This is a genomic window from Massilia sp. S19_KUP03_FR1 (assembly GCF_036688685.1).
GTDB lineage: Bacteria > Pseudomonadota > Gammaproteobacteria > Burkholderiales > Burkholderiaceae_D > JALYUM01.
Genome location: NZ_JAQQPS010000005.1, coordinates 305,918 through 321,879, shown reverse-complemented (window position 1 = coordinate 321,879; position 15,962 = coordinate 305,918). Strand labels below are relative to the sequence as shown.

The following is a 15,962-nucleotide window of genomic DNA, read 5'->3' as shown; positions in this document are numbered from 1 at the left end:
CCGGTCAGGTTGACGGTCTCGCTGCCGACCATGCCGCTCAAGGCACCGCCGCTGATGGTGGCGCTGGCGCTGCCGTCATAGGTTTTGTCCTGCGCCAGCGCGCCGCTGACCGTCAGTGCCTTTTGCGTGATGCTGGCGGTCACGCCGGTGGGGTTGCTGACCGCGTAATTGCTGGCCAGGCCGGCGCCATCGGCCAGGCTCAGGCCAGTGACGGTGACGGCCTTGCCGTTGCCTACGTTCTTGTCGACAAAGGCGCCGCTGCCGCCCGACAGGACCAGCGTCTCTCCGCTGACCAGGCCGCTCAGGGTGCCGCCGGCCAGGCTCGCTGCGGTGCTGCCGTCGTAGGCGCGGGTAGCGGCCGTCATGCCGGTGACCGTCAGCGCCTTGGGCGTGATGCTGGCGCTCAGGCCGCTGGGGTTGCTGATGGTGTAGTTGGCGGCCAGGCCGCCGTTGCCGCCGTCGGCCACGGTCGCGCCGCTGACGCTGACCGTCTTGCCGCTGCCAGCGTTCTGGTCGCTGAAGCTGCCGGACAGGCCGGACAGGGCCAGGGTTTCCGAGCCGACCAAGCCGCTGACCGAGCCGCCCGTCAGGGTGGCCTTGGTATTGCCGTCGTAGGCCTTGTCGAGCGCCGCCAAGCCGGTGATGGTCAGGGCTTTGGGCGTGATGGCGCCGCTGCCGCTGCCGCTGCTGGCGGTCAGGTTGTAGTTGGTCGCGTCGGTACCGCCCAGGGACAGGCCGCTGGCCGTGATGGTCTTGCCGTTGCCCGCATTCTTGTCGTCAAACGCCGCCGAGGTGATGCTGACGGTCAGGACGTCGCCATTGACCCTGCCGGCAAAGGTGGCGCCGGCATTGCTGACGGTGGCGGAAGTGGTGCCGTCATAGACTTTGTTGTCGGCCACGATATTGCTGACCGTGCTGATGGTGGCCTGGGTAATATTGGCCGTCAGGCCGGTTGGATCACCGACCGTATAATTGCTGGCCAGGCCGGTGCCGTCGCTCAGGGCCGCGCCGCTGACTGTAACCACCTTGCCGGTAGCGGCGTTCTTGTCGGCGAACACGCCCGACAGGCCGGACAGGACCAGGGTTTCCGAACCGACCAGGCCGCTCAGGGTGCCGCCGCTGACGGTGGCATTGGTGTTGCCGTCATAGACTTTGTTGTTGGCCGTCGCGCCCGTCACTGTCAGCGCCTTGGGCGTAATGTGGGCCGTGATGCCGGTCGGATTGCTGACCGAGTAATTGCTGGCAAGGCTAACACCGTCGACCAGCGTGATGCCGCTCACGGTCACGCTCTTGCCGGCGCCGGCGTTCTGGTCGTTAAACGCGCCGGTCTGGCCGGAGAAGCTCACGGTTTCCCCAACGACCAGGCCATTCAAGGTGCCGCCCGTCAGGCTGGCCTTGGTATTGCCGTCATAGACCTTGGCGCTGGCCGTCATGCCGGTGACGGTCAGGGCTTTGGGCGTGATGCTGGCGGTGCCCGCCGTTGACGCGCCGACCGTGTAATTGCTGGCCAGGCCGCCGTTCGTGCCATCGCTGATGGGGGCCGTCACGATCGTTACGGCCTTGCCGCTGGCCACATTCTGGTCGCCGAAGCTGCCGGTCAGGCTGGAGAGGCCCAGCGTTTCCGATCCGACCAGGCCGCTCATGGTGCCGCCGCTGATGAGGGCCACCGTGCTGCCATCGTAGACCTTGTCGGCCGCAGTCGCGCCGCTCACCGTCAGCGTTTTGGGCGTGATGGCGCCGGTCACGCCGGTGACGTTGCTGACCGTATAGTTGCTGGCCAGACCAGTGCCATCAAGCAGCGTGGCCCCGCTCACCGTCACGGCCTTGCCTGTGCCCACATTCTTGTCGTTGAATTCGCCCCTCTGGCCGGACAGACTCAGGGTTTCAATACCGACCAGACCATTCAAGGTGCCGCCGGTCACGGTTGCCGTTGTCGTGCCGTCGTAGCTCTTGTCGGTGACGCTCACGCCGCTGACCGTCAAGGCTTTTTGCGTGATATTGGCAGTCAGTCCTGTGATGTTGCCGACTGTGTAATTACTGGCCAGACCGTTGGCGCCGTCGGACAAGGTGCCGCCGGTCACTGTCACGGCCTTGGCGTTGCCTGCGTTCTGGTCGGCAAAAGTGCCCGACAGAGCGCCCAGGGTGAGCGCTTCGCCGTTGACCATGCCGCTCAGCGCACCGCCGGTGAGCGCCGCCGCCGTGCTGCCGTCATAGGTTTTGTTGCCAGCCACGGCGCCGGACACTGTCAATGCCTTGGGCGTGATGGCGCCGCTGCCGCTGCCGCTGCCAGCCGTCAGGTTGTAGTTGGCCGCGTCTGTGCCGCCCAGGGTGAGGCCGCTGGCAGTGACGGTCTTGCCGTTGCCAGCATTCTTGTCGGCAAACGCGGCCGACGTGGCGCTGACACTCAAGACGTCGCCATTGACCATGCCGGCAAAGGTGGCGCCGGCGTTGCTGACCGTAGCGGAGGTGGTGGCATCATAGACTTTGCTGTCGGCCACGATGTTGCTCACCGTATTGATGGTGGCCTGGGTGATATCGGCCGTGACGCCACTTGGGTTGTTGACCGTGTAGTTGCTGGCAAGGCCGGTGCCGTCGGCTAGCTGCGCGCCGCTGACCGTGACCACTTTGCCGGTAGCGGCGTTCTTGTCGGCGAACACGCCAGACAGGCCGGACAGGGTCAGCGTTTCTGAACCAACCAGACCGCTCAATGCGCCGCCGCTGACGGTGGCCTTGGTGTTGCCGTTATAGACTTTGTTGCTAGCCGTCGCACCCGTCACCGTCAGCGCCTTGGGCGTAATGTCGGCCGTGACGCCGGTCGGATTACTGACCGAGTAATTGCTGGCCAGGTTGGCACCGTCAACCAGCGTGATGCCGGTTACGGTCACGCTCTTGCCGGTACCGGCGTTCTGGTCGGCAAACGCGCCGCTCTGGCCGGAGAAACTGACGGTTTCCCCGACCACCAGGCCACTCAAGGTACCGCCCGTCAGACTGGCCGTGGCATTGCCGTCATAGACCTTGGCGCTGGCCGTCATGCCGCTCACGGTCACCGCCTTTTTGTCGAAGGTCACGGTGCCTGCGCCGTAACTGATGATATAGCCGCGCTGGCCGGAATACAGGCCCCCGGCGGTAATGGCGTAGGTACCGACGTTGACGGCGTTGCCTGCCGCTCTGGTGTTCAAGGTTCCCAGCAGCGATGCATAGGCGCCAGACCTGTTGGCGGTGACGCCAGAGGCCGTAAAGGTGCTGGTGCCGTCATAGGCTTTGCTGTTGTTCGCGGCAAAGTTGACCTGCAGCGGCGTCATGAAGGCCCGCAGCAAGGGATAGGTGTTGGTGTCGTAGATGATCCAGGTACCAGCCAGGTCCCAGGTCGCCGCCGTGTAGGTGGCCGGCGATTTCATGGCCGTGGTGCTCAAGCCAGTGCCAGCGGCGCTGGTGGCCTGCCCGCTAGTGGCGGTGTCCCAGAAGTTGCCGGTGGCGCTACCAGTACTGGCGCCCGCCAGGCCGCCCGTATTGCTGCTTCCCGTGACCGCGCCGGTGGCGTAGTTATTGGTCAAGGCGCCTGAGTTGACACCAACCAGGCCACCCACCGTGTTGGTGCCGTTCACGGCGCCCGTGGCGTAGCTGATGCTGACAGTGCCACTATTGTTGCCGACCAGGCCGCCGGTGTTAGCGGTACCGGTCACGCTCATGGTGCTGTAGCTGCCGCTGATGGTGCCGGCATTGTTGCCGACCAGCGTACCGGTATTCGTGGCGCCGTTGACGCTGCCGCCGTCCAGGCCCACATTGCCGATGGTCGCCGTGCTGCTGGTTACACCGAACAGGCCGGTATTGTCGATGCCCGGGCGGTTCAGCACCAGACCGGAAATGACATGGGCGGCGCCGTCGAAGGTGCCGGTGAATGGCGCCGCCACGCTGGTGCCGACCGGAACGAACGTGACGCCATTCCAGACGTCGCCCGTGGTGCCGGTGGGCGCCAGATCGAGGTCGCGGGCCAGCGTGTAATTGCCGGCCAGGTTCATCGCCATCAATTGCAATTGATGCGGCGATTTGATGGTGATGCTGTACTCGGACGACAACATCGGTCCGGTGGCGCCGGTCGCGTTGCCAGCGCTGTTGAGCGTGCCGTCGGTATTGACCATGACCCAGTTGTTGCCCGACTGGCCGGTGGTGGTGGTGAAACTGAAGTTGTCGAAGCTGGCGCCGGAGCGCATTTGTGTCGCGCTCAGGCCGCTCACCTTGGTGGCCGATCCAGTGCCGCCGCCGATGGCGGAAACCGTGTTGACGGTGGAATTGAAGTAACCGCCGGTGATCGTCGCGCTTGCGTTGTTGAAGCCGATGACGCCGCCTGCCACCGTGGTGCCGGCGACGGTGCCGGTCACCGTAGCCTTGCCGGAAGAATAGACATTGGTGACCGAGCCGGCCGCAGTGCTCGTGCCGTTGGTACCGACCACGCCGCCCACCGAGCTGGTGGCGCCCGTGACATCGCCGGTGGCGTAACTGTTGCTGATCGACGAACGGTTATTGCCGACCAGTCCACCCGTCGACACGCTGGCGCTGGCAAGGCCGCCCTGGCCCAGGCCCGTCACCGTGCCGGTGGCATAGCTGTTGTTGATCTGCGACGAGGAGGTGGTCCAGCCCACCAGGCCGCCGACATGGCCATTGGCTGACACGGCGCCGGTACTGAAGCTGTTGTTGATCACGGCAGTCGAACCACGGTTGCTGGCCACCAGGCCGCCGGCGTCGATACCGACCGCTACCGCGCCAGTATTGAAACTGCTGGTAATGGCGCCGTAATTGATGCCGACCAGGCCGCCACCGGTATGCTTGGCGGTAGCGGTGACGCTACCCGTATTGTAGCTGCCGGTGATCTTGCTAGCCTTGGTGCCCAGGCCCACCAGACCACCAATCACGGTATCGAGCGTCGCGTTGGTGACAGTGATCGTGGCGCTGCTGCTGCTGTTGAGGATGGTGCCGCTGTTTTTGCCGACCAGGCCGCCGATATATGCATAGCCCGGGGTGCTCAGGCTGCCGGTCACAAAGGCATTATTGATCAAGCCGGAATTGGAACCCACCACCCCTGCCGCATTACCATAGGAACCAGTGCCCGGCACGCTGGAACGCAGGTTGACGTCGAGCACGCCGACATTGCGGATCTGCGCAGCCGTAGTGATCGTACCGAACAGGGCGGCCGAGACGTTGCTTGTGCTGTTACTACTGGTTAAGCCGGTAATCACGTGGCCCAGACCCTCGAACTGCCCCGTAAATGGCGTAGTATTGATGCCGATCGCGACGAAACCGTTGGCGCCCCATATGGCTGTGTTCGACGTGGCGCTGGCGTCGATATTGGCGCCCAGCGCATAGTTGCCGGACATGAGGCCCTTCATGCCTTGCAAATCGGTGCCAGTGGTGCTGCCGGGCGCGCCCAGGCTGGTGATCATCGTATAGACCTTGGTCGTGCCGTCACTGCCCTGCTTGGTACTGAAGCTATTGCCCGAGGGGAGATTGACCTCAGCCTTGATCGTGATATTCGCGGTATTGCTCGAGGCGACGGTGCTCTGGCCATATTCGAGCGCCAGGCTGGCCGTGCCGGTGCCCGTCATCGGCTTGTTGATGTTGATATTGCTTTGCGCGGTCAGGGTCAGCTTGTTGGCCGACCATGCAATCGCTTCGTTGACATTGACGTCGCCGGCCGTGCCGCCGGTGCCGTCGGTACTCTGGATCTGTACCGAGCCATTGCTCAGGCCGGTCATCAGGTCGGTGCCGGTCATATTGCCGCCGGACGCGGCAATCGTAAAGTCGACCGGATCGATCAGCCAGGTGCCGGACAGGCCGTTGGCCGCCCTGGTCGTCACATTGATGCCCTTGGCAATGTTCACATGCGCGGCCGAGGTGTCGATAAAGCCGCCTTTGCCACCGTCCGGGGCGCTGGCGTCGAGCGTACCGCCGGCATTGACCGTGCCGGTCTGCATGTCGCCCAGCAGTTTAATCGTGCCGCCACGCGTGTCGATGGTGTGCGCTTCAATCACGCCAGTGTTGTTGACGACGGTTTTGAGCAGCTTGCCGGCGGCCTGCGCCGTCAACACCACATTGCCGCCATCGGCCTGGATCAGGCCGCCATTTTGCACCAGCGCACCGACCGCGCCGCTGTCCACCGCGACATTGAGCAGGCCGTCGCCGGCGACGTCGATGGTGATGGCCTGGCCCGCTGCCAGCGCCACCGTACCCAGGCGGGCGTTGATCGTGCCCGCGTTCGAGACGTGGGCGCCCAGCAGCGCCACGTAGCCGCCCGGCGCGTTGAGGTTGCCCTCGTTGAGCACCTTGCCGGCGCCGTTGCCGGAAAATTTGTACTGGCCGGCCATGAAATCGGCGTTGGAAATATCGAGCGTAGAGGCCACCAGGCCGGCCGTGTTGACCGACGAACCCTGGCCGAACAAGATGCCGTTCGGATTGACGATGAAGACTTTGCCGTTGGCCGACAGCTTGCCGAGGATGGTCGTGCCGTCGTTGCCGAGCACGCGATTCAAGGCCACGGCATTGCTGTTGGGCTGGACGAACTGCACCGATTCGCCCTTGCCGATGTTGAATGTGCTCCAGTTGATGACCGCGTTCTGGCTGGACTGGTTGATCACCGTCGTGCCGGGCACCCCGGGGGTACCGTTGATTTGGGCCTGGCCCGCCACCACCGTGCCGCCGGTAGGTCCGGCCAGCGCCAGGCTACCATAGCCGAGCATCAGCGCCGCCGCCATGCTGGTCAGGGCGAAGTGCGCGCCACCACCGCTGGACCCCGGCATCGACCGCTTGCCGGCCGATTTGACGTGCTCGGAAACAGCGGCATAGGCGCCGGTGGCCTGGTTCCAGATGGAGCGGTAGATGTGGTTCATGGCGGGTCCTGAGTGGTGGCGGTGCTGATCTGTTGTTGGGTGTTCCAGGTACTTGGCTTAAAAGTACTTGATGGCCTGTAGCCAGAAACGGCCGGCCTTGTCGGGCGCCGAGGTCGCTGCCGCGTTGCCGAGCTTGTGGGCATACCATACCTTCACCAGCAGCGCGTTGGCGCCGGTCCAGGTGAGGCCGGCGCCGGCGCCGCTGAGGGTGCGGCGGTTGTCGCCCGGGCTCCATTGATTGCGGTTGAGCTTGACGGTGCCGGTATCAGCAAAGCCCACCAGTTGCCACTGGCCGGGCAGGGCGGAGAGTGGCAGTTCGCGCCGCAGTTCCAGGTTCAGCAAATAGCCCTGGTCGCCATACGCTTCGCCGCCCGGATAGGCGCGCACGCCGCCTACGCCGCCCAGGCCCATTTTTTCCGAGGCGTCGAGATTTTTCGATGAGGCCTGGGCGCTGACGATGGCGTAGACGCTGGTGGCCGCATCGAGGTTTTGCAGCCGCGATGCCGTCAGCCCCAGCTTGTGGAAGCGACCGTTGGCCTTGACCGTCAACTGGTCGATCAGCAGCGCCACCGGGGTTTCGATGTCGACCTTGCCGGTGCTGTAGGTGAGCGAATAATTGTTCACGCCGCTACCACCGACGCTGTCCTTGCTGTCGCCGTTGAGGTTGAAGAGCCATATCTTGGCGCTTTTATCGTTGACGGTCGCGGTCGACGCGGTCTTGTCCTGGAACTGCTTGTCGTCGTAGTTCACTTGGGCGTACAGGTTGGTGGCGCGCGAGCGGATCAGCGGATAGCTGCCGTACAGGCTGGCGATTTTGGCCGTGCCCTTGGCGTCGAGCACGGCAAATTCCTTGCCCAGCTTGTAGTCCATGCGGGTGTAGGCCGTGCCCAGGCGCAGCAGGCCGGCCTGGCCCTGGTAGGCGGCGCGGCCGTAATTGAGACCGTCTGCCGACGTGAAGGCGCGGACGGTGGCGACGTCGCCGATGCCGGCCAGTTCGGTGATGTTGAGGGTGGCGCCGATGCGGTTGCGGCCGGTGTAGCGGTTGCCCTGGTTGTCGGCGTCGATGCTGCCGTTAAAGCGCGCGCCAGGCTGGACCTCGACGATCAGGTCGGAGGCGCCCAGCGAGGCGCCCGGCGCCAGCGTGGAGCCCACTTGCACGCCCGGCAGGTCCGACAGCAGCAACAGGCGCCGTTCAAGCGGCGCGGTGGCGATCACCTGGCCCTCAAGGCCTTCGAGGATATTGCTGGCCAGGCTGTCGGAGAGCTGGCTGGTATTGCGCACCTGGATCTTGCCGTACTGGCCGGGCAGTACCTGGATTGCCACGACGCCGTCCTCGATATCCTGCGCCGGCAGGAAGGCCTGGGCCAGAAAATAGCCGCGGTCCTGGTAATAGCTGGCCACCTTGGCGGCCAGGGCGCGCAAGTCGGCCAGGGTCAACTCGCTGCCGGTAGTAAAACCGCTGGCAGCGAGCAGTTCGGTCTCGGTAAAGACTGGTGGGGCGGTGATCTGCAGGCGCCGGACCGTGATGCGGGTGTTGTCGTCGACGACGGCGGCAGGCGCAGTACCTTGCTGGACGCGAATCGCCGACGCCGCCTTGGGTAGTTGCGGGGCGAGCGGGATTTGCTGAAGCTGGCTGGCTGCCGTCGGTTGCTGGGCGTAAGCGTTCGGGGCCAGCAGCAGCACGGCCAGGGGAAACAGTTTGGAGCGCAAAACAATCATTTCGGTCGCCATGAACGTATCAAAATTAAAACTAAAATTTCGCTAGTAGTCTTTTATAGTAACATTATTGCCCTAGGGATTTTATTCTTTTGCAACCTGTCTATGGTAAAACAACTTCACTTTTTTTGAATATCTCATTGTTTATATATTAATTTTAGTAAAAAATTAAGGGCTGGCGAGAAACTCAAACCAAAGCACAAATTAATTTTGATGAATTTTATTTTTAATAAATCTAATATCTATTTTGCAAAATTTGTTTGTGGCCGCCGCAGGCCATGATGCCGGATGAGGCTCTTGCAAAACTAGCGGAACGGATGGAAAGGGTTCTGTCGCATTAGTGCCTATCCCAGTAGGTAGGAGGAAGCGGATGGCGACATGCGCGTCCGCGATGCATGGCGAGCGTGGGCAAGGCGAGCGTGGGCAAGGCGAGAGGAGGACGCATGGCTAGCCATGCTACGACGAGGCAAGTCATATATGACGGCCAGTCCACGCTTGTCAGGCGCGGCAGCAGCGACTCCGCACTACTGGGATAGGCACTTAGCAAACCGTAGATGGCTGATCAGGTAAACTACGGCGCCCGAACCCTGGACGAATCGACATGCTCAACTTCAAAGGGATGCGCTTTCCGATCGACGTGATCTTGGTTTGCATCGGCAGGTATGTAGCTTACCCGCTGAGCTACCGTCACCTGGAAGAGATGATGGAAGAGCGCGGCGTGTCGGTCGACCATTCGTCGATCAATCGGTGGACGATTCGTTTCCTGCCGCACATCGAGAAGATGGCCCGCAAACACAAGCGCCCGGTCGGTGGCAGCTGGCGAATGAATGAGACTTACATCAAGGTCAAGGGCATCTGGAAATATCTCTACCGCGCAGTCGACAAACAGGGCAAAACCGTCGACTTCATGCTGACGGCGAAGCGCGACATGGCCGCGGCGCAGCGCTTCTTCGATAAGGCCATGGGAGCGAACGGCGATCCGAACAAGGTCTCAATGGACGAGAGCGGTGCCAACAAGGCGGCCATTGATGCGATCAACGCCGGCCGCGACGTGCCGATCGTGGTGCGCCAAGTCAAGTACCTCAACAACATCGTCGCACAGGACCATCGCGCCATCAAGCGGTTGACCAGGCCGATGCTCAACTTCAAGTCATTCCGCGCAGCCAGCTCCGTGCTCGCCGGCGTCGAGCTCATGCACATGATCCGCAAGGGCCAGTTCGCCATCAACGGAACCGATGCAATGTCGTTCGCCGACCAATTTTATGCGCTGGCCGGCAAGGTCCGTCCTGTTTGAGGTGCAATGTGCCATATCGGAAAAATTCCGCCGTTTGATCAACAATGCGACAGAACCGGAAAAGGCACGCGTGGCCAACTTCACGGCAACGCTGGACAAGATGCGCGAGCAACTGGCCAAGCTGCCAGCGTGATGGCAAACTGAGCTAAAAATAGCAGAAGAGGCCGCCTACTGGGCGGCCTTTTTTTCGGCCACTCAACACGGCTTCACTGCTAGAATTAGCAGATACCTCTTTGACAAAGCTTGCAATGACGCAGTGGACCGATGGCTACGTGGCAGGTATGGCCTACACCCACGGCTACTATCGCGAACTGGGCTTCGGCCAGGGCCTGTCCACCAACATCCACGCCGCCGCCAGCAACGTCGCCTGGCATGGCACCGACCTCAATCTCACCCAGGCCGGTTTTGCCGCGCAACTGGCGCACGCGTCGGGCAGCGGCGCGCAATTGGTCGACCAGTCGTTCGCCGAGTATTGTGCGCGCACCGACCTGCCCGATTTCGACTTCATCGCGCTGCATGGCGTGTGGAGCTGGGTCTCGTCGGCCAACCGCGAACTGCTGAGCGGCTATATCGAGCGCATGACTGCGCCCGGGGCCGGCCTCGAGCGCCGCATCGACGCCGCGCTCGCATTTGCCGACAGGTTGCTGGCCACCCGCCCCGCCTACCTGGAAGCCTACCCGCAGCCGGCCGAACGCCTGGCCGGTCTGCGCGCCCACGACCACCGCTACCTGGACCACGAATACTTCAACGCCGACTGGCAACCGGTGGACTTTGCCGGCCAGGGTGTGCGCGACCTGATGCTCAACCAGCATTTCCGCCGCGACTATTGGGTAAAAAATGACTACCGAATGACGCCGGCGCAACATGCAGCGGCCATGCGCAGCCAGCGCGTGGTACTGGTGATGCCGCGCACCGTGGCCGCGCTCGAGCCGCTGGTGCCGATGCGCGGCGGTGTGCGCCAGCTGTTCGAGGCGGTATTCATCCTGTGCGACATGGGCGTGCTGGCGCCGGCCCAGGCGCCGGAAGCGGCCGCCGCAGCCGGCGCGGCCAGCCGGCGCCTGAACCTGGCGCTGTACGACCGCGCGCGGCAGCGACTACATCGGCCACCTGGCCTCGGCACTGGTTGGCGGAGGCCTGGTCATGCCCCGCATTCGGCAACTATTCCTGCTGGCGCCGGCGCGCGGTCTGCGCGGCGCGGCCGCCTGGAGCGACTTCGCCGGGCCGCTGCTGGCGGCGCAGAACGTCCCCCTGCACAGGGACGGCAAGCCGCTGGCCGCGGCCGGCGAGTACCATGCCGAGCTGCATCGCAAGGCCACCATTTTCGAACACAACTATTTACCGATGTTCCAGGCGCTGGGCATCGCGGAAGGGAGCACCTCATGAACGACTGGACCGGCGGTTACGTCGCCGACCTGAACTACACCTACGGCTACTACCAGGAGCTCAGCCCGCAGCGCATTGCGCTGGCGTTTGCCAGCGCCGGGCTGGAAGCACCCGCCACCGGCACCGCCTGCGAGCTGGGCTACGGCCAGGGGCTGGGGACCAACATCCACGCCGCCGCCAGCATCACGCGCTGGCACGGCACCGATTTCAACCCGGCCCAGGCCGCGTTCGCGCGCGAGCTGGCACACAGCTCGGGCAACGGCGCGCAACTGGTGGACCAGTCGTTCGCCGAGTTTTGCGGCCGCGCCGACCTGCCCGATTTCGACTACATCTGCCTGCACGGCATCTGGTGCTGGGTGTCGCCCGAGAACCAGAGCGTGATCGTGGACTTCATCCGGCGCAAGCTCAAGGTCGGCGGCGTGCTCTATATCAGCTACAACTGCCAGCCGGGCTGGGCGCCGATGGTGCCGATCCGGGGCCTGCTCACACAATACGCCGACGCGATGACCTCGCCCGGCATGGGCCGCACCCAGCGCGTCGATAGCACGCTCGACTTCACCGACCGCCTGCTGGCCACCGAGCCGGCCTATTTTGGCGCCTATCCACGCCTTGCCGAACGGCTCAAGGCGCTGCGCGGCGAAAACCGCCTGTACCTAGTACACGAGTATTTCAGCGGCAACGGCTTGCCGACCAGCTTTGCCGACATGGCCAACACCCTCGGCCAGGCCAAGCTGACCTACGCCTGCCCGGCCCACTATCTCGAGCACATCGCCGACCTCAACCTGAGCCGCCCCCAGCAGGCACTGCTGGCCGAACTGCCCGATCCGGTGCTCGCGCAAAGCGTGCGCGACATCATGGTCAATCAGAATTTCCGTGCCGACTACTGGGTCAAGGGCGCGCGACCGCTCACGCTGCTGCAAAAAGCAGAGGCGATGCGCCGGCCACGCGTGGTGATGGTGGCGCTGCGCAAGGATGTCGATCTAAAAATTACCGGCCGCGCCATCGAGGCCCAGTTGAGCGACGCCATCTACCAGCCGATGCTCGCGCTGATGGCCGACTTCCAGCCGCGCACCGTCGGCGAACTGGCCGCTGCGCTGGCAAGCCATGGCCTCGATCTGCAGCAGGTGTTCGAGGCCGTGCTGGTCTTGCTGGGCAAGGGCAGCATGATGGTGGCGCAGGAGCCGGCCGCCATCGACGCCACTACTGCGACCAGCCACCGGCTCAACCGGGCATTGTTCCAGCGCGCACGCGACAACGACGAGATCGCCTTCATCGCCTCGCCGGTAGTGGGCGCGGGCGTGTGGGCGCCGCGCATCGTCCAGCTGTTCCTGCTGGCGCACGTGGAAGGCTTGCATGGCGTCGACGCCCTGACCGACTACGTCTGGCAGACGCTGTCCTTGCGGGACCAGCGCATGGTCAAGGACGGCGTGCCGCTCGACGCGCCGGCCGACAACATTGCCGAAATCAGGCAGCAGGCCGGGCGTTTCGAAAGCGATTACCTGGCCATGTACCGGGCGCTGGGCGTGATCGCATGAGCGCTTGAGCGCTTGAGCGCTTGAGCGCTTGAGCGCTTGAGCGCCCGACTGTTGACGCCGACGCTGAATTGACCCACCGCGCCGACTTTGACTGACCCATGTCCGTTGGCCGTAAGCCGCATGGAGCCTAGGTTTTCCAGCATCAACGTGGGGCAGCGCTTCTCGGCCGCCTTGGTCAATTTGGCATCGGCGTCAACACCCAGCCTTCCCGGTTGGGCTTTTTGCTTTTTACAGGCCGCGCGCCTGAATATCCACAACGCCGTTTCCAACTTGCATACACCGCATGGCATCCTGTATCGGGAGTGATCCACGACGCTTTTGCGCAACAGAAAAACTGTTCATATTCGTTTTTACTGATACTTCCAGTGACTTCAAGACGCCTGCACAGCTGCTCCGAAAACTGCACATTGCGTCATTCCTGTGTATCAAATTTCAACCATCCGGCGCCCCGCGCACCTGCCCTGGCGCTGCCAGGTGACAGTGGCATGCGTTTTGCTCTGAAGAGGAGAAGCCGGCGTGCGCGCCGAACCGCTTGATTCCCCCTACTTCGGAACACACCCATGAAAACAAAAGCAGCTGTCGCCTGGAAAGCCGGATCGCCCCTGACGATCGAAGAAGTCGACCTGGACGGCCCCAGGGCCGGCGAAGTGCTGGTCGAAATCAAGGCGACCGGCATCTGCCACACCGATTACTACACGCTGTCTGGCGCTGACCCGGAAGGCATCTTTCCGGCCATCCTCGGCCATGAAGGCGCGGGCATCGTGCTGGAAGTCGGGCCCGGCGTGACCACCCTGAAACCGGACGACCACGTCATTCCGCTGTACACGCCGGAATGCCGGCAATGCAAGTTCTGCCTGTCGCGCAAGACCAACCTGTGCCAGCAGATCCGTTCCACGCAGGGCCGCGGCCTGATGCCGGACGGCACCTCGCGCTTCTCGCTGGACGGCAAGCCGCTGTTCCACTACATGGGCACGTCGACCTTCTCGAACTACATCGTGGTGCCGGAAATTGCGCTGGCCAAAATCCGTGAGGATGCCCCGTTCGACAAGGCCTGCTACATCGGCTGCGGCGTCACCACCGGGGTCGGCGCCGTGGTGTTTTCAGCGAAAGTCGAGGCCGGCGCGAATGTGGTCGTGTTCGGCCTGGGCGGCATCGGCCTGAACGTGATCCAGGGCGCCAAAATGGTGGGCGCCGACAAGATCATCGGGGTCGACATCAACCCGGCGCGCATCGAGATTGCACGTAAATTCGGCATGACCCATTTCGTCAATCCGAAAGAAGTCGGCAACGTGGTCGACGAAATTGTGCAACTGACCGATGGCGGCGCCGACTATTCCTTCGAATGCATCGGCAACATCACCACCATGCGCCAGGCGCTCGAGTGCTGCCATAAAGGCTGGGGCCAGTCGTTCATCATCGGGGTGGCGGCAGCCGGCCAGGAAATCAGCACGCGGCCGTTTCAACTCGTCACCGGGCGTGAATGGAAGGGTTCGGCGTTCGGCGGCGCGCGCGGGCGTACCGATGTGCCGAAGATCGTCGACTGGTACATGGACGGCAAAATCAATATCGACGATCTGATTACCCACACGCTGCCGCTCGAACGCATCAACGAGGGTTTCGATTTGATGAAGAGCGGCGAGTCGATCCGCTCCGTTGTGCTGTATTGAGCCCATGGATTCGTTACAACTGCTCAGCGAACACGCCTGCTTCGGCGGCGTGCAGCGCTTCTATTCGCATGCGTCGGAAACGATCGGCTTGCCGATGCGCTTCTCGGTGTTCCTCCCGGCGCACACCGGCAAGCGGCCCGCGCTGTTCTACCTGGCCGGACTGACCTGCAACGAAGAAACGTTCATGACCAAGGCCGGGGCGCAGCGTGTGGCGGCCGAGCTAGGCATGATCCTGGTTGCGCCCGACACCAGCCCGCGTGGCGCCGCCATAGAAGGAGAGACCGCGGATTGGGATTTCGGCGTCGGCGCCGGCTTTTATGTCGACGCCACCACGGCGCCGTGGAGCCGCCACTACAAGATGTATAGCTACGTGCTCGAACTGGTGCGACTGGTCGGCGCCAGCCTGCCGGTGGACGCTGACCGGGTCGGCATTTTCGGCCACTCAATGGGCGGCCATGGCGCCTTGACACTGGCGCTGAAGCACCCCGAGGTGTTCCGCTGCGTCTCGGCCTTCGCGCCGATCTGCGCGCCGACCCGCTGCCCGTGGGGCACGAAAGCCTTCACCGGCTATCTCGGCAGCGTGGCGGCCGGCGCGCAGTACGACGCCAGCGTGCTGATGGCGTCGCGCAAAACGCCCTTCCCTGGCGGCATCCTGATCGACCAGGGCATGGGCGACAAATTCCTGGCCGACCAACTGTATCCGGAGGCGTTCGAACAAGCCTGCGCCACGGCCGGGCAGCCGCTGCAGTTGCGCCGCCAGCCCGGGTACGACCACGGCTATTACTTCATTTCCACTTTTATCGAAGACCACCTTCGGTTTCACGCAGCACAGCTGTCCGTCCAAGCACCTCAATCACAGGGATAAACCATGGAAAACGCAGTCCACATTCACCCGGCCGTCGACAACGGCGTGCAACATAACGAAGTCGCCGATTTCGCCGGCGGCACCCTCGCATGCGCCTGCACCACCAACACGGTGACCGTCGCGCTGGGCGGGCAGACGGCACACAACCACGTCTGCGGCTGCACCCAGTGCTGGAAGCCGGACGGCGCCCTGTTTTCGCAAGTGGCCGTCATTTCACGCGACCACGTCAAGGTCACCGCCAATGAAGACAAGCTGAAGGTGGTCAACCCGAGCGCCACCATCCTGCGCCACGCATGCAAGGAATGCGGCGTGCACATGTACGGCCGCATCGAGAAAACCGAGCACGCGTTCTACGGCCTCGACTTCGTGCACACCGAGCGCTCGCATGAGACCGGCTGGGTGGCGCCGACCTTTGCCGCCTTCGTCTCGTCGATCATCGAATCGGGCGCGGCGCCGGACAACATGGGCGCCGTGCGCGCCCGCCTGACTGAACTGGGCCTGGCGCCCTACGACTGCCTGTCGCCACCGCTGATGGATGCGCTGGCCACGAATGCCGCAAAACGTGCCGGGGTGCTGGCGTCATAAGCGTTCTGGCATGCAGAACACGTAGTCCAATAAAAA

Annotated in this window: 7 protein-coding genes; 5 read left to right on the top strand and 2 right to left on the bottom strand. The window is 63.5% G+C overall.

Annotated elements, in window-relative coordinates; translation table 11 throughout:
- Together V6M87_RS07960 and V6M87_RS07955 are read right to left on the bottom strand one after the other, a co-directional pair.
- Nucleotides 1-6,881: YDG domain-containing protein (locus V6M87_RS07960; RefSeq protein ID WP_332876065.1), on the bottom strand; the 6,881-nt coding region annotated here is incomplete at its 3' end.
- Nucleotides 6,882-6,938: 57 nt separating this feature from the next.
- Nucleotides 6,939-8,600, bottom strand: coding sequence for a ShlB/FhaC/HecB family hemolysin secretion/activation protein (locus V6M87_RS07955; protein ID WP_332876064.1), 1,662 nt, complete (start codon nt 8,598-8,600; stop codon nt 6,939-6,941).
- Between the two features lie 598 nt (nt 8,601-9,198).
- Between V6M87_RS07955 and V6M87_RS07950 the strand changes: the two genes are divergently transcribed.
- From V6M87_RS07950 to gfa, 5 genes are all read left to right on the top strand, one after another.
- Nucleotides 9,199-9,891 (top strand): IS6 family transposase, encoded by a 693-nt coding sequence (locus V6M87_RS07950; RefSeq protein ID WP_332876063.1) that lies wholly within the window; start codon nt 9,199-9,201, stop codon nt 9,889-9,891.
- 233 nt (nt 9,892-10,124) lie between these two features.
- Nucleotides 10,125-12,809: a methyltransferase regulatory domain-containing protein gene (locus V6M87_RS07945; protein ID WP_332876062.1), complete on the top strand. Its 2,685-nt coding sequence runs from the start codon at nt 10,125-10,127 to the stop codon at nt 12,807-12,809.
- Between the two features lie 560 nt (nt 12,810-13,369).
- Complete coding sequence (locus V6M87_RS07940; RefSeq protein WP_332876061.1) at nt 13,370-14,476, top strand: S-(hydroxymethyl)glutathione dehydrogenase/class III alcohol dehydrogenase; 1,107 nt, start codon at nt 13,370-13,372, stop codon at nt 14,474-14,476.
- Nucleotides 14,477-14,480: 4 nt separating this feature from the next.
- Nucleotides 14,481-15,341, top strand: a complete 861-nt coding sequence (gene fghA, locus V6M87_RS07935; protein WP_332876060.1) for an S-formylglutathione hydrolase — start codon at nt 14,481-14,483, stop codon at nt 15,339-15,341.
- A 3-nt stretch (nt 15,342-15,344) separates the two neighbouring features.
- The gene (gene gfa / locus V6M87_RS07930; RefSeq protein ID WP_332876059.1) at nt 15,345-15,926 is read left to right on the top strand and encodes an S-(hydroxymethyl)glutathione synthase; all 582 of its coding nucleotides are present in this window, start codon (nt 15,345-15,347) and stop codon (nt 15,924-15,926) included.
- The last annotated feature ends 36 nt before the right edge of the window (nt 15,927-15,962 follow it).